29 protein-coding genes, 1 tRNA gene and 1 riboswitch are annotated in these 23564 nt (G+C 69.1%); of the genes, 18 read left to right on the top strand and 12 right to left on the bottom strand.

Going from position 1 to position 23564, the window contains the following annotated elements:
• Window positions 1-180 precede the first annotated feature (180 nt).
• The gene (locus OHN19_RS26695; RefSeq protein WP_330266620.1) at window positions 181-2529 is read left to right on the top strand and encodes an immune inhibitor A domain-containing protein; all 2349 of its coding nucleotides are present in this window, start codon (window positions 181-183) and stop codon (window positions 2527-2529) included.
• A 113-nt stretch (window positions 2530-2642) separates the two neighbouring features.
• The gene (locus OHN19_RS26700; RefSeq protein WP_123761028.1) at window positions 2643-2984 is read left to right on the top strand and encodes a hypothetical protein; all 342 of its coding nucleotides are present in this window, start codon (window positions 2643-2645) and stop codon (window positions 2982-2984) included.
• Window positions 2985-3025: 41 nt separating this feature from the next.
• Here the strand turns inward: OHN19_RS26700 and OHN19_RS26705 are convergent, their stop codons facing one another.
• From OHN19_RS26705 to OHN19_RS26715, 3 genes are read right to left on the bottom strand one after another with little or no spacing between them, the layout of a single operon-like run.
• Window positions 3026-3817 carry an ABC transporter permease gene (locus tag OHN19_RS26705; protein WP_330266621.1) on the bottom strand — a complete coding sequence of 264 codons (792 nt, stop codon included), beginning with the start codon at window positions 3815-3817 and terminating at the stop codon, window positions 3026-3028.
• Window positions 3814-4803 (bottom strand): ATP-binding cassette domain-containing protein, encoded by a 990-nt coding sequence (locus OHN19_RS26710; RefSeq protein WP_330266622.1) that lies wholly within the window; start codon window positions 4801-4803, stop codon window positions 3814-3816. Before OHN19_RS26710 ends, OHN19_RS26705 begins: the two co-directional genes overlap by 4 nt.
• Window positions 4804-4838: 35 nt before the next feature.
• Window positions 4839-5510: a DUF4097 family beta strand repeat-containing protein gene (locus OHN19_RS26715; RefSeq protein WP_330266623.1), complete on the bottom strand. Its 672-nt coding sequence runs from the start codon at window positions 5508-5510 to the stop codon at window positions 4839-4841.
• Between the two features lie 224 nt (window positions 5511-5734).
• Between OHN19_RS26715 and OHN19_RS26720 the strand changes: the two genes are divergently transcribed.
• Window positions 5735-6472 carry a helix-turn-helix domain-containing protein gene (locus OHN19_RS26720; RefSeq protein ID WP_330266624.1) on the top strand — a complete coding sequence of 246 codons (738 nt, stop codon included), beginning with the start codon at window positions 5735-5737 and terminating at the stop codon, window positions 6470-6472.
• Window positions 6473-6515: 43 nt separating this feature from the next.
• Here OHN19_RS26720 and OHN19_RS26725 read toward each other — a convergent pair whose 3' ends face one another.
• Both OHN19_RS26725 and OHN19_RS26730 read right to left on the bottom strand, forming a co-directional pair.
• Window positions 6516-7103 (bottom strand): isochorismatase family protein, encoded by a 588-nt coding sequence (locus OHN19_RS26725; protein WP_330266625.1) that lies wholly within the window; start codon window positions 7101-7103, stop codon window positions 6516-6518.
• A gap of 231 nt (window positions 7104-7334) precedes the next feature.
• The gene (locus OHN19_RS26730) at window positions 7335-8681 is read right to left on the bottom strand and encodes a nicotinate phosphoribosyltransferase (RefSeq protein WP_330266626.1); all 1347 of its coding nucleotides are present in this window, start codon (window positions 8679-8681) and stop codon (window positions 7335-7337) included.
• Between the two features lie 58 nt (window positions 8682-8739).
• Here OHN19_RS26730 and clpS point away from each other — a divergent pair, with 58 nt between their 5' ends.
• The 7 genes from clpS to OHN19_RS26765 all read left to right on the top strand — a co-directional run bounded on the left by clpS (window position 8740) and on the right by OHN19_RS26765 (window position 13663).
• The gene (clpS, locus tag OHN19_RS26735) at window positions 8740-9057 is read left to right on the top strand and encodes an ATP-dependent Clp protease adapter ClpS (RefSeq protein ID WP_109498523.1); all 318 of its coding nucleotides are present in this window, start codon (window positions 8740-8742) and stop codon (window positions 9055-9057) included.
• Window positions 9058-9321: 264 nt separating this feature from the next.
• Window positions 9322-9924: a DUF2017 domain-containing protein gene (locus OHN19_RS26740; RefSeq protein ID WP_330266627.1), complete on the top strand. Its 603-nt coding sequence runs from the start codon at window positions 9322-9324 to the stop codon at window positions 9922-9924.
• A 323-nt stretch (window positions 9925-10247) separates the two neighbouring features.
• The gene (locus OHN19_RS26745) at window positions 10248-11660 is read left to right on the top strand and encodes an amino acid permease (RefSeq protein WP_330266628.1); all 1413 of its coding nucleotides are present in this window, start codon (window positions 10248-10250) and stop codon (window positions 11658-11660) included.
• 81 nt (window positions 11661-11741) lie between these two features.
• Window positions 11742-12164: a Mov34/MPN/PAD-1 family protein gene (locus OHN19_RS26750; protein WP_037710631.1), complete on the top strand. Its 423-nt coding sequence runs from the start codon at window positions 11742-11744 to the stop codon at window positions 12162-12164.
• 79 nt (window positions 12165-12243) lie between these two features.
• A complete protein-coding gene (locus tag OHN19_RS26755; RefSeq protein ID WP_020138976.1) occupies window positions 12244-12339 on the top strand; it encodes a putative leader peptide in 96 nt (31 codons plus the stop codon).
• An 88-nt stretch (window positions 12340-12427) separates the two neighbouring features.
• Window positions 12428-12706, top strand: a complete 279-nt coding sequence (locus OHN19_RS26760) for a MoaD/ThiS family protein (RefSeq protein WP_062031359.1) — start codon at window positions 12428-12430, stop codon at window positions 12704-12706.
• 6 nt (window positions 12707-12712) lie between these two features.
• On the top strand, window positions 12713-13663 hold the full coding sequence (locus OHN19_RS26765) for a PLP-dependent cysteine synthase family protein (protein ID WP_123761019.1): 951 nt from the start codon (window positions 12713-12715) through the stop codon (window positions 13661-13663).
• 4 nt (window positions 13664-13667) lie between these two features.
• Here OHN19_RS26765 and OHN19_RS26770 read toward each other — a convergent pair whose 3' ends face one another.
• A complete protein-coding gene (locus OHN19_RS26770; protein ID WP_330266629.1) occupies window positions 13668-14120 on the bottom strand; it encodes a type II toxin-antitoxin system PemK/MazF family toxin in 453 nt (150 codons plus the stop codon).
• A gap of 234 nt (window positions 14121-14354) precedes the next feature.
• Between OHN19_RS26770 and OHN19_RS26775 the strand changes: the two genes are divergently transcribed.
• Entirely contained in the window at window positions 14355-15107 is a 753-nt protein-coding gene (locus tag OHN19_RS26775) for an MBL fold metallo-hydrolase (protein WP_330266630.1), read from the top strand.
• Between the two features lie 77 nt (window positions 15108-15184).
• Here the strand turns inward: OHN19_RS26775 and OHN19_RS26780 are convergent, their stop codons facing one another.
• Window positions 15185-16492, bottom strand: coding sequence for a PTS transporter subunit EIIC (locus OHN19_RS26780; RefSeq protein ID WP_330266631.1), 1308 nt, complete (start codon window positions 16490-16492; stop codon window positions 15185-15187).
• A 100-nt stretch (window positions 16493-16592) separates the two neighbouring features.
• A complete protein-coding gene (locus OHN19_RS26785; RefSeq protein WP_330266632.1) occupies window positions 16593-17897 on the bottom strand; it encodes a PTS transporter subunit EIIC in 1305 nt (434 codons plus the stop codon).
• Here OHN19_RS26785 and OHN19_RS26790 point away from each other — a divergent pair.
• From OHN19_RS26790 to rdgB, 4 genes are all read left to right on the top strand, one after another.
• Window positions 17896-18258: a PTS glucose/sucrose transporter subunit IIB gene (locus tag OHN19_RS26790; RefSeq protein ID WP_330266633.1), complete on the top strand. Its 363-nt coding sequence runs from the start codon at window positions 17896-17898 to the stop codon at window positions 18256-18258. The two genes, OHN19_RS26785 and OHN19_RS26790, sit on opposite strands and share 2 nt — an antisense overlap.
• Window positions 18259-18319: 61 nt before the next feature.
• Entirely contained in the window at window positions 18320-19057 is a 738-nt protein-coding gene (gene rph, locus OHN19_RS26795) for a ribonuclease PH (RefSeq protein ID WP_330266634.1), read from the top strand.
• Between the two features lie 145 nt (window positions 19058-19202).
• The gene (locus tag OHN19_RS26800; protein ID WP_330266635.1) at window positions 19203-19607 is read left to right on the top strand and encodes a hypothetical protein; all 405 of its coding nucleotides are present in this window, start codon (window positions 19203-19205) and stop codon (window positions 19605-19607) included.
• Between the two features lie 10 nt (window positions 19608-19617).
• Complete coding sequence (gene rdgB, locus OHN19_RS26805; RefSeq protein WP_330266636.1) at window positions 19618-20220, top strand: RdgB/HAM1 family non-canonical purine NTP pyrophosphatase; 603 nt, start codon at window positions 19618-19620, stop codon at window positions 20218-20220.
• A 48-nt stretch (window positions 20221-20268) separates the two neighbouring features.
• Here the strand turns inward: rdgB and OHN19_RS26810 are convergent.
• The 4 genes from OHN19_RS26810 to bcp form a co-directional block, all read right to left on the bottom strand.
• A tRNA-Leu gene (locus OHN19_RS26810) sits at window positions 20269-20341 on the bottom strand.
• Window positions 20342-20363: 22 nt separating this feature from the next.
• The gene (locus OHN19_RS26815; protein ID WP_330266637.1) at window positions 20364-21017 is read right to left on the bottom strand and encodes an HNH endonuclease; all 654 of its coding nucleotides are present in this window, start codon (window positions 21015-21017) and stop codon (window positions 20364-20366) included.
• Window positions 21014-21655 carry an HNH endonuclease signature motif containing protein gene (locus tag OHN19_RS26820; protein WP_330266638.1) on the bottom strand — a complete coding sequence of 214 codons (642 nt, stop codon included), beginning with the start codon at window positions 21653-21655 and terminating at the stop codon, window positions 21014-21016. The genes OHN19_RS26815 and OHN19_RS26820 overlap by 4 nt, the downstream gene beginning before the upstream one ends.
• Window positions 21656-21791: 136 nt before the next feature.
• Window positions 21792-22259, bottom strand: coding sequence for a thioredoxin-dependent thiol peroxidase (gene bcp, locus OHN19_RS26825; RefSeq protein ID WP_330266639.1), 468 nt, complete (start codon window positions 22257-22259; stop codon window positions 21792-21794).
• 94 nt (window positions 22260-22353) lie between these two features.
• Here bcp and OHN19_RS26830 point away from each other — a divergent pair, with 94 nt between their 5' ends.
• From OHN19_RS26830 to sugE, 3 genes are all read left to right on the top strand, one after another.
• Complete coding sequence (locus tag OHN19_RS26830; protein WP_330266640.1) at window positions 22354-22683, top strand: DUF3618 domain-containing protein; 330 nt, start codon at window positions 22354-22356, stop codon at window positions 22681-22683.
• A gap of 44 nt (window positions 22684-22727) precedes the next feature.
• Window positions 22728-23078 carry a GroES family chaperonin gene (locus OHN19_RS26835; protein WP_123761009.1) on the top strand — a complete coding sequence of 117 codons (351 nt, stop codon included), beginning with the start codon at window positions 22728-22730 and terminating at the stop codon, window positions 23076-23078.
• A 45-nt stretch (window positions 23079-23123) separates the two neighbouring features.
• Window positions 23124-23208, top strand: a riboswitch (guanidine-III (ykkC-III) riboswitch).
• 33 nt (window positions 23209-23241) lie between these two features.
• Window positions 23242-23562, top strand: coding sequence for a quaternary ammonium compound efflux SMR transporter SugE (sugE, locus tag OHN19_RS26840; RefSeq protein WP_330266641.1), 321 nt, complete (start codon window positions 23242-23244; stop codon window positions 23560-23562).
• Window positions 23563-23564: the final 2 nt, after the last annotated feature.

Genomic DNA, 23564 nt, shown 5'->3' on the forward strand with positions numbered 1-23564 from the left:
CACGGAGTCATGGCGTCCACCAAGTGGACATCTGTGCGCGCCTGTTCTGTTGCGGTCATGTGTCCGCAATACGAACACCGCCTCCCGATAATGCATTTGACGGGTCCAAGTCAAGGTCTGTCTTTTCTCCCCAACCTTTAGTCAAATACCGGTCACTTGCCTGATAGGGGAGAGGTACAAGTGACGGACAGATCCTGGACGTTCAGGACGGCAGCGACAATCGTGGCGATAGCCGCGGCCTCGGCCACGTTCTCGACGTTCGCCGTGGCGCAGGCCGCGGAGAAGCCCGCGGGCACCCCCGCGGTGGACCGGCAGGACCCGCAGCCGGCCAAGGCGAGGGAGCACGACTTCGACGGCCCGTACAGCCGCACGCAGGACGCCCAGCGCGAGGAGGCGCTCCAGCAGGTCATCGCCGGCCAGGCCGCGGTCAAGGAGAAGGACGGCTCGAAGGTCGTCCAGCTCAAGGGCCGCAAGGGCGACAGCAAGTACGTCGAGCTCGGCCGCGAGAAGACCGACAAGATCTTCACGATCCTCGTCGAGTTCGGCGACCAGGTCGACCCCCGCTACGGCGGCACACCCGGCCCGCTGCACAACCGGATCGAGGCGCCGGACCGCAAGACCAACAACAGCACCGACTGGCAGGCCGACTTCGACCGGGCCCACTACCAGGACCTGTACTTCGGCGACGGCAACGCCACGCTCAAGTCGTACTACGAGAAGCAGTCCTCGGGCCGCTACTCGGTCGACGGCGAGGTCACCGACTGGGTCAAGGTGCCCTACAACGAGGCCCGTTACGGCTCCAACGATGCCGCGACCGGGGCCTGGTACGCGGTGCAGGACGGCGTCAACGCCTGGGTCGCGCAGCGCGAGGCCGCCGGTGACACGGCCGCCGAGATATCCGCCGAACTCGCCGAGTTCGACCAGTGGGACCGCTACGACTACGACGGCGACGGCGACTTCAACGAGCCCGACGGCTACATCGACCACTTCCAGATCGTGCACGCCGGCGAGGACGAGTCCGCGGGCGGCGGCGCGCAGGGCGCGGACGCCATCTGGGCGCACCGCTGGTACGCCTTCGGCACCGACAAGGGTGTCACCGGTCCCGACACCAACAAGCGCGGCGGCACCGAGATCGGTGACACCGGCGTCTGGGTCGGCGACTACACCATCCAGCCGGAGAACGGCGGCCTGGGCGTCTTCGCCCACGAGTACGGCCACGACCTCGGCCTGCCCGACGAGTACGACACCTCCGGCGGCGGCGAGAACTCCACCGGCTTCTGGACGCTGATGTCCTCCGGCTCCTGGCTCGGCACCGGCAAGGACGCGATCGGCGACCTGCCCGGCGACATGAACGCCTGGGACAAGCTCCAACTGGGCTGGCTGGACTACGAGGTGGCCAAGGCCGGCAAGAGGTCGAGCCACAAGCTGGGCGTCGCGGAGTACAACACCAAGAACCCGCAGGCCCTCGTGGTCCGCCTGCCGAAGAAGTCGGTCACCACCGAGGTGACCACCCCGGCGCAGGGCTCCACCCAGTGGTGGAGCGACACCGGTGACGACCTCGAGAACACCCTGACCCGCACGGTCGACCTCACCGGGAAGTCCGCCGCCTCCCTCACCCTCGACGGCTGGTGGGACATCGAGCAGGACTACGACTACCTGTACGCCGAGGTCTCCACCGACGGCGGCGCCAACTACACCCCGATCGACGGCACGTTGGCCGACGGCACCGCGATCCCGCGGGACGGCAGCGGCAAGCCGGCCCTCACCGGCTCGGTCGAGGCCTACCAGAAGCTGACCTACCCGCTGAACGCCTACGCGGGCAAGAAGGTCAGCCTGCGCTTCCGTTACGCCACCGACGGCGGCACGTCCCTCAAGGGCTTCGCGGCCGACGAGATCACGCTGACCGCGGACGGTACGGTCCTGTTCTCCGACAACGCGGAGAGCGCGGACACCGCCTGGACGGCGAAGGGCTTCCGCCGGGTCGGCGCGTCCTTCACCGACGAGTACGCGCAGTACTACATCGCCGAGAACCGCCAATACGTGTCGTACGACAAGGTGTTGAAGGTCGGCCCGTACAACTACGGCTTCTCGACGACCCGTCCGGACTGGGTGGAGCACTACGCCTACCAGAACGGCCTGTTGATCTGGAAGTGGGACACCTCCCAGAAGGACGACAACACCAGCGCGCACGCGGGCCGGGGTCTGATCCTGCCGATCGACTCGCACCCGACCGCGCTCAAGTGGTCCGACGGCACGCTGATGCGCAACCGCATCCAGGCCTACGACTCGACCTTCAGCTGGTACCCGACGGACGGCATCACGCTCCACAAGGCCGACGTCCCGACGAAGATCAAGTCCCAGCCGGGCGTCCCGGTCTTCGACGACGGACGCTCGACGTACTACGACGAGACCAACCCGCTCGCGGGCGTCAAGATCACTGACACCGACACCCGGATCGCGATCGTCAAGGAGCCCCTGAACGGCTCGACGATCACCCTCCAGGTCGGACCTTCGGCAAAGAAGAGGTAAAGTAGCAGGTCAGAAGCGTATCGGCGGCAACCCCTGGCGGGTTGCCGCCGATCGTGTTTAGGTGCGTGCTGTGGCTTCCTTATTGACACCGACGCACACGGGGGTGTGACTGCATGGCCGCAGGAGGTTTCTGCAAGCTGCCGAACGGCACGGTGGTGGTGGCGCTGAACCTGCCCCGCCCGCCCGCCGCCGGCTGCGGCAGCATGCGGGTGCTCGTCCACGCCCAGAACCGGGCGCGCGCCCTGACCAGGCTGCGCAACCTGGGCCTGCGGGCGGTCTACCTGCGGGGCAACGCGGCGCCCCCGAGCCCCGACGAGATCACGGCCGTACTGCACCACCCGGACGGCCTCATATGGCGTACCGCCCCTGACAACGCTGTCTCGGGCGGCCCCGAGCTCGCCCAGGAGCTGTGGCACCCGATCAGGATGCTCAGGCGGTCGGCGGCACCGGCGTGACGAGATCCCCGAGGGCGCCGGCCCTCGGGGATCTCCCGGAGTTACTTCGGGTCCTGGTCGAACTTCGCGGTGGACCAGCGGTAGCCGAGCACCGCGAGGCCGAGGCACCAGGCGAGCGCGAGCCACCCGTTGTGGCCGATCTCACTCCCGAGGAGCAGCCCGCGCAGGGTCTCGATGGCCGGCGTGAAGGGCTGGTACTCCGCGATCGGCTGGAACCAGCCGGGCATCGCGTCGACCGGGACGAACGTGCTGGAGATCAGTGGCAGGAAGATCAGCGGCATGGCGTTGTTGCTCGCCGCCTCCGCGTTGGGGCTGACCAGGCCCATGCCGACCGCGATCCAGGTGAGCGCGGTGGCGAAGAGCACGAGCAGCCCGAAGGCCGCGAGCCACTCCAGGGCGGTGGCGTCGGTCGAGCGGAAGCCGATGGCGACCCCGACGGCCCCGACCAGGACCACGCTGATCACCGACTGGAGCACACTGCCGACCACGTGTCCGACGAGCACCGAACCGCGGTGGATCGCCATCGTCCGGAAGCGGGCGATGATGCCCTCGGTCATGTCGTTGGACACGGAGACCGCGGTGCCGATGGTGGTGGAGCCGATGGTCATCAGCAGCAGGCCCGGGACCAGGTACGCCACGTACTCCGAGCGGTCCGCGCCCCCGCCGCCGATGCCCGCGCTCATCGTGTCGCCGAAGACGTACACGAAGAGCAGCAACAGCATGATCGGCGTGAGCAGCAGGTTCAGGGTGAGGGACGGGTAGCGCCGGGCGTGCAGGAGGTTGCGGCGCAGCATGGTCGAGGAGTCGCGGACGGCGAGGGAGAGGGTGCTCATCGGACGATCTCCTTGGGCTGGTGCGGCGGGTTCGGCTGGTGCGGGAGCTGTGCCTGGTCGGTTCCGCCGGTGAGGGCGAAGAACACGTCGTCGAGGTCCGGGGTGTGCACGGTCAGCTCGTCCGCCTCGACCCCGGCCGTGTCGAGCCGGTCGAGAAGGGTGCGCAGCTCGCGCTGGCTGCCGCCGTGCGGGATCTGGAGCGTGAGGCTCTCGTCGTCCGGGGCCGCCTCGTCCAGGGCGGAGACGGCTGTCCGGTAGGCCTGCGGGTCGGTGAAGCGCAGCCGTACGTGGCCGCCGGGCACGAGCCGCTTGAGTTCCTCCGCGGTGCCCTCCGCGGCGATCCCGCCGTCGTGCAGGACCGCGATCCGGTCGGCGAGCTGGTCGGCCTCCTCCAGGTACTGGGTGGTGAGGAAGACGGTCGTACCGCCGGAGACCAGCTCGCGGATGATCTGCCACATGGAGTGCCGGGACCGCGGGTCGAGTCCGGTGGTCGGCTCGTCGAGGAAGATGATCCGCGGCTCGCCGACCAGGGTCATGGCGATGTCGAGGCGGCGCTTCATGCCTCCCGAGTAGGTGGAGGCGGGTTTCCTCGCCGCGTCCGTGAGGTCGAACCGCTCCAGCAGCTCGGCGGCCACCCGCCGCCCTTCGCTCCTGGGGAGGTGGTGCAGGTCGGCCATCAGGAGCATGTTCTCCTCGCCGGTGATCAGACCGTCCACGGCGGAGAACTGCCCGGTGACCCCGATCGCGGCCCGCACGGCCTGCGGGTCCCTGGCCAGGTCGTGGCCGCCGATGTGGACCGCCCCGGTACCCGGGTCGGCGGAGATCAGCGTGGAGAGGATCTTGACGGCGGTGGTCTTGCCGGCGCCGTTCGGGCCGAGCAGGGAGAAGACCGTGCCCTCGGGAACGGCCAGGTCGACGCCGTCGAGGACGGTCTTGTCGCCGTAGGACTTGCGCAGCCCGTTCGCCGCGATGGCGAGGTCGGTCATGAGGAGAGCTCCTTTTCGGTGACGGCGAGGGGGTGTCAGAGGCCGCGGGCGGTGATGTCGCCGTGGCTGGTGGTCGCGCGGATGTGCAGGTCGGCGGCGGCGCCGGCGGCGTTCCTGAGCGTGTTGTCGATCCGGCCGTGGCCGGTGCCGGCGTCCAGGGAGGCGGAGGTCCCCGGGGCCGCGTCGACCGAGATGTCACCCATCTGGGTGGTCAGTACGGCCGTGCCGCGGACCGCCTCGGCGATCCGGATGTCGCCCCGCTGGGTGCTGATCTCCGCGGGGCCGCCCAGCCGCCCGACCGAGATGTCGCCGTCGGCCGCGGTGAGGCGGACGCTCGCGGCCTCGTCGATCTTGACCGGGCCGCACGCGCCCTGGACGGTGACGTCACCGAGGCGTCCGACGGCCCGGAACCCGGCGGCGGCCGCCCTGGCCTCGACGCGGGAGCCGGTCGGCAGCCGGACCGTCACCTCGACGGAGCCGGAGGGGCCGAAGTACTGGTTCTTCGCGGCCGGGGCCGCGATCCGCAGCACGCCCTCCTCGTAGGAGACCTGGATCTGTTCCGCCGCCTTCACGTCGCGGCTCCTGCCGGCGTCGGCGGGGAGCACCTCGACCGTGGTGTCGGCGCGGTCGGCGGCGATGACCTGGATACGGCCGGCGGGGATGTCGAGGACGGTGCTGACGGGGGCGGTGGTGGCGAACTTCTGCATCACGGGCTCCTGTGCTCGTTGCTGTTTCCGATGATGGAAAAGCTACGTTGCGTTCATGATTTGGGCAACGACTAAGTTGCAAGTAATGGCCATAGATGCAGCTCAAGGCGTGAATTTCATTGCAACGACCCTGAAGATAACGCAACGCAAGGCGCATGCTCGTTGCAATGGAGTGCGGGTGAACGCTATGCTGGCGGCACCACGGACCACGAAGGAGAACCGCGATGCCGGGAGGCCGACTCACCCAGCAGGAACGTCAGCAGATCGCGCTGGGACTGGCCGACGGCCTCGCCTACGCGGAGATCGCCCGACGCCTGGACCGGCCGACCTCGACCGTGACGCGCGAGGTCATGCGCAACGGCGGCCCCACCGCCTACCGCGCCGACCTCGCCCACCGCGCCACCGAACACCGCGCCCACCGGCGCAGGCAGGCCGCGCCCCGGGGAGCGGAGGTGCCCGCTCAGGCCCACGGGCGGGACGCGGAGGCGGTGCGCGCGTACGAGGAGACGCTGACCACCGTCTTCATGCAGTCCGGCACGCCCAAGATGATGGCCCGGGTGATGGCCTCGCTCACCCTCAGCGACGAGGGCAGCCTCACCGCGGCCGACCTGGTGCAGCGCCTCCAGGTCAGTCCGGCGTCCGTGTCCAAGGCGGTCGCGTTCCTGGAGAGCCAGGCGATGGTCCGCCGGGAGCGCGACGAACGCCGGCGGGAGCGCTATGTCGTCGACGACGACATCATGTACGAGGCGATGATGGCCAGCGCCCGCTCGACCGCCCACGTCGCGGAGACGGCCCGGCAGGGCGTCGGGGTCCTCGGCTCGGGCACCCCGGCCGCCACCCGCCTGGAGAACATGGCCCGCTTCCTCGACTTCGTCTCCGAGAGCATCGTCCGCGCCGCCGACCAGGCCCGCGAGGTCCTCCACACCAAACCGGAGACACCCGAGCGGGACACCGACGGCTAGGACGCCGGGGCCGGCCCACCGCGGGCCGGAGTCGGGACCGGCGTCACACCACCGGCTTGCCGGTGAGTTCCACGCCCGCCTCGCGCATCTCCTCGATCGCCCGCTCGGTGGTGTTCTCGGCGACACCGGCGGTCAGGTCGAGGAGGACCTGGGTGCGGAACCCCTCGCGGGCCGCGTCCAGCGCCGTGGCCCGTACGCAGTGGTCCGTGGCGATCCCGACCACGTCCACCTCCGAGACCTCGCGCGCCCGGAGCCAGTCGGCCAGCGTCACGCCGTTCTCGTCGGCGCCCTCGAACCCGCTGTACGCCGCCGCGTACGCCCCCTTGTCGAACACGGCGTCGATCGCCCCCGAGGCCACGGCCGGCGCGAAGTTGGGGTGGAACCCGACTCCCTCCGTGCCGGCGACACAGTGCGCGGGCCAGGAGTGCACGAAGTCGGGGTTGTCGGCGAAGTGGCCGCCGGGCGCGATGTGGTGGTCCCGGGTGGCCACCACGTGCTGGTAGCCGGAGCCCGCCGCCTGCCCGATCAGCTCGGTGACGGCGGCGGCCACGTCGGCGCCGCCGGCCACCGCGAGACTGCCCCCCTCGCAGAAGTCGTTCTGCACGTCGACGACGATCAAGGCGCGGCGCATGGTGGGTGTCCTTCGACTGTTGAAGTGAACTTACGAGCCTAGAGACTTCGGGCACGCGGCGGGAGGGGGCATCGCGGGGCGCGTTCGGGACGGCAGCCGCGGGGCCCGTCCGGCGGATCACGCCGGCGTCGGGCGGGCCGGCGCACCGAGCTGCCGCGTTGTCGTCGGTTGCCGGATCCGCCGTGCCCGGACGACCTCGTGGGGGAGCCGGCCCGATCGGCCGGACAGACTCTAGCTACCCGTGCGCCCGTTGACATACTCCGTCGGAATGACGGGTTCCCCGCGCGACAACTGGGTCGCCGACAACGGCAGGTTGGCCCGGGCGGCCGCATGCCGGTCGCGTACGACGTCCAGCGGCTCCCGTGCCACGACCTCGCCGCCCTTGACCAGCTCCACCAGCAGCTGCCGGTCCGCGAGCGCCGGCGGCACCGGTCCGGTGCCCACCACCTCGGCCTCCGCGATGCCCTCCGTGTCCAGCCGCCGTGCCGCCCACTTGCGGCCGCCGACCGAGGTCTTGCCGCCCGACGACTTCTTCGCGACCGGGATCAGCGGGGCCTTCGGGTCGTCGGACTCGGCCCGCGCGACCAGCTTGTAGACCATGGAGGCGGTCGGGTGCCCGGACCCGGTCACCAGCTGGGTGCCGACGCCGTACGCGTCCACCGGGGCCGCGGCCAGGGAGGCGATGGCGTACTCGTCGAGGTCCGAGGTGACGATGATCCGGGTCCCCTTCGCACCCAGCTCGTCCAGTTGCTGCCGTACCCGGTGGGCGACCAGCAGCAGGTCGCCGGAGTCGATGCGCACGGCCCCCAGCTCGGGCCCGGCCACCTCGACGGCCGTACGGACGGCCTCGGTGACGTCGTAGGTGTCGACGAGCAGGGTGGTGTTCCGGCCCAGCGAGTCCACCTGGGCCCGGAAGGCGTCCCGCTCCTGGTCGTGCAGGAGGGTGAAGGCGTGGGCGGAGGTGCCGACCGTGGGGATGCCGTAACGGAAGCCGGCGGCGAGGTCGGAGGTGGTGGCGAAGCCGCCGACGTAGGCGGCGCGGGCGGCGGCGACGGCGGACAGCTCGTGGGTGCGGCGCGCGCCCATCTCGATCAGCGGGCGGTCGCCCGCGGCGGAGGACATCCGGGAGGCGGCCGCGGCTATCGCGGAGTCGTGGTTGAGGATCGACAGGATGACGGTCTCCAGGAGCACGCACTCGGCGAAGGAGCCCTCCACCCGCATGATCGGCGAGCCCGGGAAGTACACCTCGCCCTCCGGGTAGCCCCAGATGTCCCCGCTGAAGCGGTAGGAGCCGAGCCAGTCCAGGGTCTCCTCGTCGACGATGTCCCGCTCCCGCAGGAAGCCGAGGACGTCCGCGTCGAAGCGGAAGTTCTCCACCGCGTCGAGCACCCGGCCGGTGCCCGCGACGACGCCGTAGCGCCGCCCGTCCGGCAGCCGTCGGGTGAAGACCTCGAACACGCTCCGCCGTTCGGCGGTACCCGCCTTCAGGGCGGCCTGCAGCATCGTGAGCTCGTACTGGTCCGTGAAGAGCGCCGTCGAGGGAACGTCCACCGGCAGCCCAAGGTCCGCTGTGTTCATAACAACGGATGCTACCCCACTTCGCGTCAGTGTGACGATTTATGGTGCCCGTGGCAGCATGGGCCGTGTGACGTCACCCGCTCCCGTAGAGATCGAACGCACCGAGTCGGCGGAGGAGGTCTTCGCCGTCCCCGAGCCGGACGTCCCCTGGGTCACGATCGTGCACAACGACCCGGTCAACCTCATGAGCTACGTGACCTACGTCTTCCAGACGTACTTCGGCTACACGAAGGACAAGGCCACCAAGCTGATGCTCGACGTCCACCACAAGGGCCGGGCGGTCGTCTCCAGCGGAACCCGCGAGGAGATGGAACGCGACGTGCAGGCGATGCACGGCTACGGCTTGTGGGCCACCCTCCAGCAGGACCGGAAGTAGCGGATCTCCTCAGGGGATGCCCTCTGGATCAGCTCGGCGTCGCGGGCCCTGGCACGCGCTCCCCCACAGCCTCAAGGGCGCGGGGGGACCCCCAGCCGCGTTGTCGTCAGTCTCCCCCCTCTCGATTTCGCTCGAGCGGGAGGGGCCCCCATCGCTCCGCGTCGACTCCTTCCTCCGCCTTGCAGCTGCACGCACCAGACCCCGCTCGGGTCTGTCACGAAGTACCGTTTCTCACGGCCGACCTGATCCAGAGGACACCCCCTGATGCCAGGAACCTTCGAACCGATCCCCGGTGGCGGCGCGGCCGTCGCGCTCGACGACGTCGAGATCTCCATCATCCGGTCGCTGGCCGTCCAGCTCCTCGAACTCATCGGGCCCGGACCCGCCGAGGACGCCCCCGACGACCCGCTCGCCGAGCTCTTCGCCGAGGGGCCGAGCGAGCCGCCCTCCGACCCGGTGCTCAAGCGGCTGTTCCCGGACGCCTACAGCGACCCCGAGGGCACCCCGCAGGCCGCGGAGGCCGAGGAGCAGCGGGCGTACTCCGCGGAGTTCCGCCGCTACACCGAGAACGACCTGCGCGCGGGCAAGCGCGACAGCGCGCTCGTGGTGATCCGCACCCTGGACGCGCTGCACTCCGCCGGCGAGGGCGGGGCGGTCCTCAAGCTGTCGGTCGAGGAGTCCCGGCAGTGGCTCGGCACCCTCAACGACCTGCGCCTCGCGATCGGCTCCCGCCTCGACATCACCGACGAGGAGGACACCGACCTCCTCTACCGGCTCCCGGACGAGGACCCGCGCAAGCCCATGGTGATGGCGTACCTCTGGCTGGGCGGCCTCCAGGAGACCCTCGTGACCACCCTTATGCCGTGAGATGTGACGGTTCTGTGTTCGCTCAGAGGACACTCAAATCCGGATAACGATCACGTCACCACGCTGACGGCTTTCGTTCCACCCCCGCGCCCTTTGTCCGCTTCTCCCTGTGTCCTGCGCCACATCGCGCCCGGGTGATCTCTGTTGCGGCCGTGATAAATCTTCACGACCGCCCGGCCGAACACCACCCTTATGTTCGCCCGGGTGCGCCACAGCGCCGGTAACCGCCGGCCTGGCACCACTCCATCAATCCGGGGGGATCGAAACCCGATCCGTGGCCGACCAGAGGCCCGGTTCGGCATGGAGAAAGGCGCACCACACGTATGACCTCCGAGAAGGCACCCGAAGAGGGGTACGAGCGCGGACTCGGCAGCCGCCAGGTCCAGATGATCGCGATCGGCGGCGCCATCGGCGTCGGGCTCTTCCTCAACGCCGGGGCGAACATCGCCAAGGCCGGCCCCAGTCTCATCCTGATGTACGCCCTCGCCGGCGTGATCATCTTCTTCATCATGCGGGCCCTCGGCGAGCTGCTGCTCTACCGCCCGGTCTCCGGCTCCTTCGCCGAGTACTCCCGCGAGTTCCTCGGCCCGTTCTTCGGCTACTTCACCGGCTGGACCTACTGGCTGATGTGGGTCGTCACCGGCATGGCCGAGCTGACGGCCGCCGCGATCTACATCCACTACTGGTTCCCGGGCATCCCGCAGTGGGTCACGGCCCTGGTCTTCCTGGTCGTCCTGTTCACGGCGAACCTGATCTCGGTGAAGCTGTTCGGCGAGATCGAGTTCTGGGCCTCCATGATCAAGGTCACCGCGCTCATCGGCATGATCGTGATCGGCCTCGGCGTCCTCACCTTCGGCTTCAGCAACGCCGGTGACACCGCCGCCGTCTCCAACCTGTGGGAGTTCGACGGCTTCTTTCCGCACGGCATCGGCTCGTCCCTGATGACCCTCCAGGGCGTCATGTTCGCCTACCTCGCCGTCGAGCTGGTCGGCGTCACCGCGGGCGAGTCCGAGAACCCCGAGAAGACGCTGCCCAAGGCGATCAACACCCTGCCCTGGCGGATCGCGCTCTTCTACGTCGGTGCCCTCACCGTCATCCTCTGCGTCGTGAAGTGGACCGAGTTCAGCGAGGGCGTCAGCCCGTTCGTGAAGGCGTTCGCGATGATCGGCATCCCTGCCGGCGCCGGCATCGTCAACTTCGTCGTCCTCACCGCGGCCCTGTCCTCCTGCAACTCCGGCATGTACTCCACCGGCCGCATGCTGCGGAACCTGGCCGACAGCGGAGAGGCCCCCGCCGTCTTCGGCAGGCTGTCCGCCACCAAGACCCCCGCGCTGGGCATCACCGTCTCGGTGCTCTTCATGGGCATCGGCGTGGTCCTGAACTACGTCGTCCCGGAGAAGGCGTTCGGCTACGTCACCTCGGTCGCCGTCGGCGCCGGCATCTGGACCTGGCTCATGATCCTCGTCAGCCACGTCCTGTACCGCCGCGCGGTCGAGGCGGGACGGCTGCCCGCCTCCTCCTTCCCGGCGCCGGGCGGCTCGGTGGGCTCCTGGATCGCCATCGTGTTCCTGCTCTTCGTGACCGGCCTGATCATGAAGGACTCCGAGTCCCGGATCAGCCTGTACGTGCTCGCCGTGTGGGCCGTCGCGCTCGGCATCGGCTGGGTGGTCCTCAAGAGCCGCAACCCGCGGATCGCGGACCGCCCCGAGCCGGAGTTCGAGAAGATCTCCGGCTAGCGAAACCCGGCCTGTCCGGCATGTGGGCTGCCGCGTACCGTCCCTCGGTACGCGGCAGCCCACACGCTTATCCTGACCACCATGCTGACCATCACCCAGGCCCTCGTGGACCAGATCGTCGCGCACGCGCGCAAGGACCACCCCGACGAGGCGTGCGGAGTCGTCGCGGGCCCGGCCGGGTCGGACCGCCCGGAGCGCTTCATCCCGATGCTCAACGCGGCGATGTCCCCGACCTTCTACGAGTTCGACTCCGGCGACCTCCTCAAGCTCTACCGCGAGATGGACGACCGCGACGAGGAGCCGGTGGTCATCTACCACTCCCACACCGCGACCGAGGCCTACCCGTCCCGGACCGACATCTCCTACGCCAACGAGCCCGGCGCCCACTACGTCCTGGTCTCCACCGCGGACACCGACGGCCTCGGCGACTTCCAGTTCCGCTCGTACCGGATCGTGGAGGGCGAGGTCACGGAGGAGGAGGTCACGGTCGTCGAGGCCTACTGATCTCGCAGTCCGGTCAGAATTCATCCAGCATGCGAGATCACACTCCGGGACCCGGACCGGGAATCGATACGATGAGCCCATGGTTCTGAACGACGTGAGCGAGAAGGCGCCGAGCATCCTGCTCGTGGCGCGGCTGCACGTCGACCTGTGCAGGCTGAACAGCGCCATCTGTTGACATTCCCTGCCGCCGTACGGCCGTGAGCCGCGGCGCGCGTCGTCGTGCGCCCACCGACCAGAACACTTCCCGACAGGAGCCCGCAACCATGGCCATCGAGGTCCGCATCCCGACCATCCTCCGCACCTACACCGACGGCCAGAAGGCGGTGGAGGGCAACGGGACCACCCTCGCCGAGCTCTTCGCCGACCTCGAGACCCGGCACGCGGGCGTCCAGGCCCGCATCGTGGACGGCGGTGAGCTGCGCCGCTTCGTCAACGTCTACCTCAACGACGAGGACGTCCGCTTCCTCGACGGCATCAACACCAAGCTGACCGACGGCGACAACGTCACCATCCTGCCGGCCGTCGCCGGCGGCATGGCCTGATCGTCGATGCGTTACGACTCCCCGCTGGCCGCGGTGGGCAACACCCCTCTGGTGCGCCTGCCGCGGCTCTCGCCGTCCGCCGACGTCCGCATCTGGGCCAAGCTGGAGGACCGCAACCCCACCGGCTCGGTCAAGGACCGCCCCGCCCTGCACATGATCGAGCAGGCGGAGAAGGACGGCCGGCTGACCCCGGGCTGCACCATCCTGGAGCCCACCTCCGGCAACACCGGCATCTCGCTGGCGATGGCGGCCAAGCTCAAGGGCTACCGGATCGTCTGCGTGATGCCCGAGAACACCTCGCAGGAACGCCGGGACCTGCTCGCCATGTGGGGCGCCGAGATCATCTCCTCGCCCGCCGCGGGCGGCTCCAACACCGCCGTACGGGTCGCCAAGGAGCTGTCCGCCGAGCACCCCGACTGGGTGATGCTCTACCAGTACGGCAACCCCGACAACGCGGGCGCCCACTACGCCACGACCGGCCCGGAGATCCTCGCCGACCTCCCCTCGGTCACCCACTTCGTCGCGGGCCTCGGCACCACCGGCACCCTGATGGGCGTCGGCCGCTACCTGCGCGAGCACAAGCCGGACGTGAGGATCGTCGCCGCGGAACCGCGCTACGACGACCTGGTGTACGGGCTCCGGAACCTCGACGAGGGCTTCGTACCCGAGCTCTACGACGCCTCCGTCCTCACGACCCGCTTCTCGGTCGGCTCGGCGGACGCCGTCACCCGCACCCGGGAGCTCCTCCAGCAGGAGGGCATCTTCGCGGGCGTCTCCACGGGCGCGGCGCTGCACGCGGCGATCGGCGTCGGCAAGAAGGCGGTCACCGCGGGCGAGACCGCGGACATCGTGTTCGTCGTGGCCGACGGCGGCTGGAAGTACCTGTCGACCGGCGTGTACACGGCGGCGACGACGGAGGAAGCGATCGAGACCTTGCAGGGCCAGCTCTGGGCGTGACCCGCTAGGTCGCCAGGTGACGGACCTGGTCCCACAGGACCGGGTCCACCACACCGGCCTTGCGGCGGAAGTCACCCACCCGCACCTCGCGCAGCTCGTCCGTCTCCAGGAAGCTCGCGCGGCCCTGCGCGTCGCCCACCGAGCCCGGCGGGAGCGGGATCACCCCGGGCCGCTCGTCGTGGTACTTGCTGGTGATCTTCGCGACGGTGGCCCGCCGCCCCCGCACGGCCAGCACCAGGCACGGCCGGTCCTTGGCCCCCGGCCCGTCCTCGTACGGCACCTGCGCCCACCAGATCTCGGCGGGCCGCGGCCGCACCCCTGTCGTACGCCCGCCCGGCCGAGTCGTACGGTCCGCGCGCCCCCGGGGCCGGTGCCCGCGTCCCCACCCGTCCACGAGCGTGGCGACCAGCGCCAGCAGTACCACCGCCGCGAGCGCGAGCCACCAGGACGTGTCCATGAGGACGACGTTACCGGCGCGCGATCTGCCCCGCGCGCCCTCTGTTCAAGCCGTTAGCGCGGTCACACTCCTCATGCGCCCCCGGTCCAGCCGAACCGGTGACAGCACAGGTGAGTTCGCCCACAACAGCCCTTGGCGGAGGAGCGACCGGAGGTTTTGCGCCTTACGCTCGACGAACCGCACGACCCCCGTCCCTATCCCAGAAATAGTCCCGCCCGCGGAGGTTTCTGTTTCATGAAGCTCACCGTCGTCGGCTGCTCGGGGTCGTTCCCGTCCGCGGAATCGGCCTGCTCGAGCTACCTCGTCGAGGCCGACGGCTTCCGGCTGCTTCTCGACATGGGCAACGGTGCCCTTGGCGAGCTGCAGCGCCACTGCGGTCTCTACGACCTCGACGCGATCTTCCTCAGCCATCTGCACGCCGACCACTGCATCGACATGTGCGCGTACTTCGTCGCGCGCTACTACCGCCACGACGGCGGCCGCTGCGACCCCATCCCGGTCTACGGCCCCGAAGGCACCGAACACCGTCTGACCACGGCCTACGCCGACACCCCCACCGCCTCCTCCATGAGCGAGGTCTTCGACTTCCACACGGTCAAGCCGTCCACCTTCGAGGTCGGTCCTTTCACGGTCCACACGGAGCGAGTGGCGCACCCGGTGGAGGCGTACGGCATCCGCGTCGAGCACGGTGGCAAGTCGCTGACGTACTCCGGCGACACGGGTCTCAGCCCCGCGCTCACCGAACTCGCCCGCGACACCGACCTGTTCCTGTGCGAGGCCGCCTTCACGCACGGCAAGGAGAACATCCCCGACCTGCACCTCAACGGCCGCGAGGCGGGTGAGACGGCGACCCGGGCAGGCGCCCGCCGCCTGGTCCTCACCCACATCCCCCCGTGGACCGACCCCCAGGTCAACCTCGCCGACGCGCGCGCGGTGTACGACGGCCCGGTGTCCCTGGCGGCGCCGAGACAGTCGTACGCCATCTAGCCCCTACGCCCGACACGACGAAGGCCCCCGGAGAGGTTCAGGACTCCGGGGGCCTTCGTCATGCGGTGAGGCCGGACCTACGCCTTGGTGAGGTCCTCGACCTCTTCCTCGGGCTCGCGGCCCGGGGTGGGGAGGTTGAACTTGGTGATGGCGAAGCGGAAGACGACGTAGTAGATCGCGCCGAAGGCCAGGCCGACCGGGATCAGCAGCCAGGGCTTGGTGGAGATGCCCCAGTTGATGAAGACGTCGATGAAGCCGGCCGAGAAGCTGAAGCCCATGTGCATGCCGAGCGCCCAGGTGACGGCCATCGAGATCGCGGTGAGGACCGCGTGGATGGCGTAGAGCACCGGCGCGATGAACATGAAGGTGAACTCGATCGGCTCGGTGACACCCGTGACGAACGAGGTCAGGGCCATCGACATCATCATGCCCAGCACCGCCTTGCGGCGCTCGGGACGGGCCGAGTGGGCGATCGCGAGGGCGGCGGCGGGCAGGCCGAACATCATGATCGGGAAGAAGCCGGTCATGAACATACCGGCGGTCGGGTCACCGGCGAAGAAGCGGGGCAGGTCACCGTGGAAGACGGTGCCGGCGGAGTTGGTGTAGTCGCCGATCTGGAACCAGGCCACCGAGTTGACGAACTGGTGCATGCCGATCGGGATCAGCGCGCGGTTGATGAGACCGAAGAGGGCGGAGCCGAAGGAGCCGAGGCCGGTCATCCACTCACCGAAGTTGGTGATGACGTTGCCGATGGGCTCCCAGCCCAGGACGACCAGGACACCGAGGATCGTGCCGACGGCGGCCGTGATGATCGGGACGAGTCGGCGGCCGTTGAAGAAGCCGAGCCAGTCGACGAGCTTCTTGCGGTGGTAGCGCTGCCACAGGACCGCCGTCAGCAGACCGAGGATGATGCCGCCGAGCACACCCGGGTTCTGGAAGGTCGCGGTCGTCGCGGCCTCGGTGCCCTTCTGCCAGAAGCCGCCGCCGAGGCCGGTCGACGTGTAGGTCGCGCCCTCGTGCCCGTCCTTGATCGGGTACTGGTGGATCACCGCGTAGTAGGCGAGGAAGCCGACCACCGCGGCCAGCGCCGTCGAGCCGTCGGACTTCTTCGCGAAGCCGATGGCCACGCCTATGCAGAAGAGCAGCGGCAGACCGAAGGAGCTGTCCAGCAGGGCACCGCCGGCACCGGCGAACACCTTCGCCACGTCGGCGGGGATGTGGAACCGCTCCTGGGAGTCGGCCTGACCGAACCGGAGCAGCAGCCCCGCGGCCGGCAGCACGGCGATCGGCAGCTGAAGGCTTCGGCCTACCTTCTGCAGGCCCTGGAACAGGCCTGATCCCCGCTTCTTCGCGGGTGGCGCCGTGGGCGCGGTGGCGGTGCTCATAACGCTTCCTCCATCGGGTGGTCTACACCACTCAGTGGTGTAGACCTGTTGTACACGATGGGGGCGTTATAAGGAACCCGTCAGTTCTGCAACCGGAGGACTACACCTTGGTGACGTCCTCGACCTCGTCCTCCGGCTCACGACCCGGCGTCTTGAGGTCGAACCGGGTGATCGCGAAACGGAAGATCGCGTAGTAGACGGCCGCGAAACACAGACCGATCGGGATGATCGCCCACGGTCTCGTCGCCAGGTTCCAGTTGATGATGTAGTCGATCAACCCGGCCGAGAAGCTGAAGCCGTCATGCACCCCGAGCCCCCACGTCACCGCCATCGACACACCCGTCAGCACCGCGTGCACCGCGTACAGCAGCGGTGCGACGAACAGGAACGAGTACTCGATCGGTTCGGTGATCCCCGTCACGAAGGAGGTCAGCGCGACCGACAGCATCAGCCCGCCGACCTCCTTGCGCCGCGCCGGCTTCGCACAGTGCGTGATCGCCAGCGCCGCCGCCGGCAGCGCGAACATCATGATCGGGAAGAACCCCGAGAGGAACTGCCCCGCGTTCGGATCCCCCGCCAGGAACATGTTGATGTCACCGTGCACCTCGGTGCCGTCCGGCTTCGTGTACGTCCCGAACTGGAACCAGATGGGCACGTTCAGGAACTGGTGCAGCCCGATCACCAGCAGCGCCCTGTTCGCGACACCGAACAGTCCCGAACCCCACGCGCCCGCGTCCTTCAGCCAGTCGCTGAAGTTCTCCAGACCGTCCCCGATCGGCGGCCACACCCACAGACACAGCGCCGCGAACACGATCGCCACGAACGCCATGATGATCGGCACGAGACGGCGGCCGTTGAAGAACCCCAGCCAGTCCACCAGCTTGGTGCGGTGGTACCGCTGCCAGAAGAAGGCCGTCAGCAGCCCCATCACGATGCCGCCGAACACCCCCGGATTCTGGTACGTGAACGCCACCACCGTTTGGTCCACGGTCGCCTGGCATCCGATGTTCGGCACTGCCTTCGCCCCGCTCGGACAGTCCTCCGGGAACTGCCGCAGCACCGTGTAGTAGACGAGGAACCCGGCCACCGCCGCCAGCGCCGTCGACCCGTCCGCCTTCTTCGCCATCCCGATGGCCACACCCACACAGAACAGCAGCGGCAACCCCAACTGGCCGTCCAGCAGCGCCCCGCCCGCGCCCGCCATCACCTTGGAGACGTCCGTCCAGCCCAGCCCCTCGTCCCCGAACACGTCCGGCTGCCCAAGGCGGTTGAGGATGCCCGCGGCCGGCAGCACCGCGATGGGCAGCTGCAACGAGCGGCCCATCTTCTGCAACCCCTGGAACGCCGACTGCCACCGCCGGCGCGCGGGAGAGATCTCGGTCTCGGCACTCGAGGGCTGGCTCATGAGTTGGCTACCGCCTGTCAGGTGGTGTAGACCAGTCACGGACGATTGGGCTGCTGTGACGTCATCTTTCGGTACGAACAGCGCAATCGCTCGTGAAGTTGGGCCAACTGCGCAGGAGGAGAACGACATGGCGACCAAGGCGGAGAAGATCGTCGCGGGACTCGGCGGCATCGACAACATCGACGAGATCGAGGGCTGCATCACGCGCCTGCGCACCGAGGTCCACGACGCGGCCCTCGTCGACGAGGCCGCCCTCAAGGCCGCCGGCGCCCACGGCGTCGTCAAGATGGGCACCGCGATCCAGGTCGTCATCGGCACCGACGCCGACCCGATCGCCGCCGAGATCGAGGACATGATGTGACAAGCCGCGAGGGGAGCTGAGCGCGCCGAACGTTCACCCGTGAGGCCGATAGGCTCGGCCCATGTCTCGAATCGACGGCCGCACCCCCGAACAACTCCGCCCGGTCACCATCGAACGCGGCTGGAGCAAGCACGCCGAGGGCTCCGTCCTCGTCTCCTTCGGCGACACCAAGGTCTTCTGCACCGCCTCCGTCACCGAAGGCGTCCCCCGCTGGCGCAAAGGCAGCGGCGAGGGCTGGGTGACCGCCGAGTACTCCATGCTGCCCCGCGCCACCAACACCCGCGGCGACCGCGAGTCCGTCCGTGGCAAGATCGGCGGCCGCACGCACGAGATCAGCCGCCTCATCGGCCGCTCCCTGCGCGCGGTCATCGACTACAAGGCGCTCGGCGAGAACACCATCGTCCTCGACTGCGACGTCCTCCAGGCCGACGGCGGCACCCGCACGGCGGCCATCACCGGCGCCTACGTGGCGCTGGCCGACGCCGTCGCCTGGGCCCAGGGCAAGAAGCTGATCAAGGCCGGCCGCCGGCCCCTGACCGGCACCGTGAGCGCGGTCTCCGTCGGCATCGTCGGCGGAGTGCCCCTCCTCGACCTCCGTTACGAGGAGGACGTGCGCGCCGACACCGACATGAACGTCGTCTGCACCGGCGACGGCCGCTTCGTCGAGGTCCAGGGCACCGCCGAGGCCGAGCCCTTCGCCCGCGAGGAACTCAACTCCCTCCTCGACCTCGCCGTGCTCGGCTGCACCGAACTCGCCGCCCTGCAGAGCAAGGCGCTTGATACGGTCCTCGAAAGGTAAAGGGAGCGCCAAGAACACCGGCCGGTACGGGCAACCCGACCGGCCGCACCGGCGTCTTCACCAGTACGGGCGCCCGCTGTGCACAACGGGCGCCCGGCCAAGCAACGGGGGCCTCCTGAGGCCTGCCCAAAGGAGGAACAGACCCATGGCCGCGAGCCGACGCCGCCGAAGCCGTCGTATCACCATCGCCGCCGCGGTGGCCGCCGTAGGACTCACGGTCGGTCTGACCACCGGCTGCGACGCCGTCAGCAAGGCACTGGACTGCGTCCAGACCGCCGAGGCCGTCGCCGACAGCGTCACCGACCTCCAGCAGGCCGTGGAGAACGCCTCCAACGACCCGACGCAGATCGACGAGGCCCTCACCTCCATCGACCAGAACCTCGACGAGATCGGCGACAAGACCGACAACGCCGACGTCAACAAGGCGGTCGACAACCTCAACGCGGCCGTGAACAACGTCCGTACGGCGGTCAAGAACGGCGACGAGACCCCGGACCTCAGCCCGATCACCGATGCGGCCGGCGAACTGACCAAGGTCTGCACGCCGTAATACTGGTGGCATGACGCGCCTGATCCTCGCCACCCGCAACGCCGGGAAAATCACCGAGCTCCACGCGATCCTCGCCGACGCAGGCCTGCCCTTCGACCTCGTCGGCGCGGACGCGTACCCCGAGATCCCCGACGTCAAGGAAACCGGCGTCACCTTCGCGGAGAACGCCCTGCTGAAGGCCCACGCGCTGGCCCAGGCCACGGGCCTGCCGGCGGTGGCCGACGACTCCGGCCTCTGCGTCGACGTCCTGAACGGCGCCCCGGGCATCTTCTCGGCCCGCTGGTCGGGACGGCACGGCGACGACCGCGCGAACCTGGACCTGCTCCTGGCCCAGCTCTCCGACATCGCGGACGAACACCGGTCCGCCCACTTCGCCTGCGCGGCGGCCCTGGCGTTGCCGGACGGCACGGAACGAGTCGTCGAGGGCCAACTCCGAGGCACTCTCCGCCACACCCCCGTCGGCACGAACGGCTTCGGCTACGACCCGATTCTCCAGCCGGACGGCGAGAGCCGGACCTGCGCGGAGCTGACGGCAGAGGAGAAGAACGCGATCAGCCACCGGGGGAAGGCGTTCCGGGCACTGGTGCCGGTGGTGCGGGAGCTGTTGGGCTGAGCTTACAAAGATGCCCTGCACCTTCGCATCGAAGGTGCAGGGCCTTTGTACGCCCGGTCGGATTCGAACCGACAGACACAACCACCTAAAGATTGCCGCTCAGCCATTGGCGTACGGGCGCCAGTGGTGACTACTTTACTGGCCTACGCCTTCTGACGACGACCCCCTCTGCACCAGGTGCTCGTGGCGGAGTGACAGTTGGGGCAGAGCAGGCGCAGGTTCTCGCGCCGGTCGTCGCTCCAGTCGCCGTTGATGTGATCGACCTCCAGCGTCATCGGCTTGCCGAGCCACTCGGGGCCCGTGCCGCACTCGGCGCACACCTCGGGCACACCCACTTCCGAGAGCGCCCGGCGGAGCAGGTGAGTTCTGGTCCGCCGGTTTCCTTCATGCTGGACCAGGATGTCCTCGGCGCGCTTGAGCGGAGTGGGGCCCGGCCCGCCACGTCGATGTGCCTGCCCCAGGAAGTGAGAGGTGTCGAGACCTTCCTCGGCCACCCACTGGCGCAGCAGCGCGCGTTGCCTGCCGTTATCCGTTCGCTCCAGGGTGCGCAGCACCTCTGCGATGGAGACCGACTCGGTGACCGCCACCCGCAGCTCGTCGGATGTGGGGCGTGGCTGCCTACCTCGACGGTTGAGGTGGGAGACGTCGATCCCGAAATGATCGAAGCGCCGGAAGAGATGGCGGCGAAGTCGGCCGTACGGCCGGGTGCCGAAGAAGGCGATGACCTCGTCGATGTCGGAACACCGCGCGGCGGCTTCGGCCAAGCGTTCCCGGGTGTACCGCACTCCGCTACTCATGAAGTCCTGCCCTTGCCGCGTCCCCGGTAACTGTCCGTCGTCGAATGGCAGTTGGGACACAGGAACCGCAGGTTCTCGACGCGGTTGTCGCGCCAGTTGCCGTCGATGTGGTCGACCTCCAGGGGGAGCGGGTGTCCTCGCCAGACCGCTTCCGTGCCACACATCGCACACCGCTCCGGCACACCCACTGCCGTCATGGCCCACCTGAGCCGATCGCTCGGGACACGTCGGGCCTGGCCGGTCGGCTGCTCGACGAGCAAGCCCTCCGGGGTCCGGGGGCGCCGGACCTTCCCCCGCTGGGTCGGCAGCTGAAAGTGCGAGACATCGATGCCGAAGGCCTTGATCCGGCGGCTGATGTGCGTGTGGTGGCCGCCGACGATCTCCAGTCCCAGATGCCGCAGAACCTCGCACATGTTCGTCGACGCCGTAACGGCTTCCTGAAGGACCTCCCGCGTCCACTTCACCCCCTCCCGCTCGAAGTGCGAGACGTCCACGCCCAGCTTCTTCATCCGCTCGAGGACGTACCGCCGCGTCGAACTCCGCGGATCCACCCCCAGACTTCCCAAGGCCTCCGTCAACGTCCGAGCCCCCCGAGCCGCCGCCTCCAGCCGCTCCTTGGTGTACGCACTGGCCCCCACCGAACCGCCTCCGTCCTAGGCCACACGTTCGCGGCCTCGTACGGAGTAACGAACCGTTTATCGGACAGTCACGCCCGGAAACGTGCAGCGGCCCGCCCCGGCGTTCCAGGGCGGGCCGCTCGGCGGAAAAGGAGGGTCAGATGCCCAGGTCCTTGATGATCTTCGCTACGTGGCCTGTCGCGCGGACGTTGTACAGGGCCCGTTCCACCTTGCCCTCCTCGTCCACGATCACCGTGGAGCGGATGACGCCCATGTAGGTCTTGCCGTAGTTCTTCTTCTCGCCGTAGGCGCCGTAGGACTCCGTGACGGTCTTCTCCGGGTCGGCGAGGAGGGTGACCTTCAGGGATTCCTTGTCGCGGAACTTCGCCAGCTTCTCCGGGCTGTCCGGGGAGATGCCGATGACGTCGTAGCCCGCGCCGGCCAGCACCTCCAGGTTGTCCGTGAAGTCGCAGGCCTGCTTCGTGCAGCCGGGGGTCAGGGCGGCCGGGTAGAAGTAGACGATGACCTTGCGGCCCTTGTGGTCCGACAGGGACACCTCGTGGCCGTCGGCGTCGGGCAGGGTGAAGGCGGGGGCCACGTCCCCGGGCTGGAGTCGCTCGCTCATTGGGTCAGCGTAACCGGGGGTCCTGACAGTGCGGCCGCGCCGGGAACTGACACACTGTCCAGGACACGTACGAAGCGACTTCGGAGGGCCTGCCGTGGCGGACACGTCGGACATCAGAACCCCGGCGCAGATCGAGGCGGACATCAAGCGCCGCCGCGAAGTGCTGGCCGAGACGCTCGACGAGATCGGGGTGCGGGTGCACCCCAAGACGATCGTCGGGGACGCCAAGGCCAAGGTCGTCTCCAACATCGACCACACGCTCGGACGGGCCTACGTCTCCGTGAACAAGGCCGTCACCGAGGTGAAGGCCCAGTTCGTGGACGAGGAGGGCGCGCCCCGCCTGGAGCGCGTCGTGCCCGTCGCGCTCGTCGCCGTGGGACTCGTGGGGCTCCTCGCCCTCGGTACCCGGCGTCGCAAGGGCTGACCCGGCCGCGTACACGGGCGCCGAAGACAGGTAGGTTCAGTGGCGTGAGCGCCAAGAGAAACGACACCCCGCACGACAAGCTGCCCATCCGGATGCTGCACGACCGCGTGCTCGTGCGGCAGGAGAACGGTGAGGGCGAGCGGCGGTCGGGCGGCGGCATCCTGATCCCGGCCACCGCGGCCGTCGGGCGTCGGCTGGCCTGGGCCGAGGTCGTCGCCGTGGGGCAGAACGTACGGACCGTGGAGCCGGGCGACCGGGTGCTCTACGACCCCGAGGACCGCGCCGAGGTCGAGGTGCGCGGGACCGGTTACGTCCTCATGCGGGAGCGCGACCTGCACGCCGTGGCCGCCGACCGCTTCGAGGGCTCCGAGGACTCGACCGGCCTGTACCTGTAAAACGACGGCGAAAGGGGCCGGTGACCATCGTCACCGGCCCCTTTCGCTGTTCCTTTGCTACCTTCGAAGGAGCCCGACGAGACGCGCCGTACCGGGACAGTCGTAAGGACGCAGGAAAAGACGACGCACCCGCAGTCAGCCAGTCGTCTCGGAGGTGCCTCTCATGGCCTGGGTCCTGCTCGTCGTCGCCGGTCTGCTCGAAGTGGGCTGGTCGATCGGCATGAAGTACACGGACGGGTTCACCCGGCTCGTGCCCAGTCTCCTCACCGGCGCCGGCATCGTCACCAGCATGATCCTGCTGTCGTACGCCGCCAAGTCCCTTCCCATCGGTACCGCCTACGGCGTCTGGGTCGGGATCGGGGCGGCCGGCGCGGCGGTGTTCGGCATGGTGGTGCTGGGGGAGCCGGTCACCGCCGCGCGGATCTTCTTCGTGTGCCTGCTGCTGGTCGCCGTGGTGGGGCTCAAGGCGACCTCCGGTCACTGAGA

Origin of the sequence: Streptomyces griseorubiginosus (assembly GCF_036345115.1) — a bacterium.
Classification (GTDB): Bacteria; Actinomycetota; Actinomycetes; order Streptomycetales; family Streptomycetaceae; genus Streptomyces; species Streptomyces griseorubiginosus_C.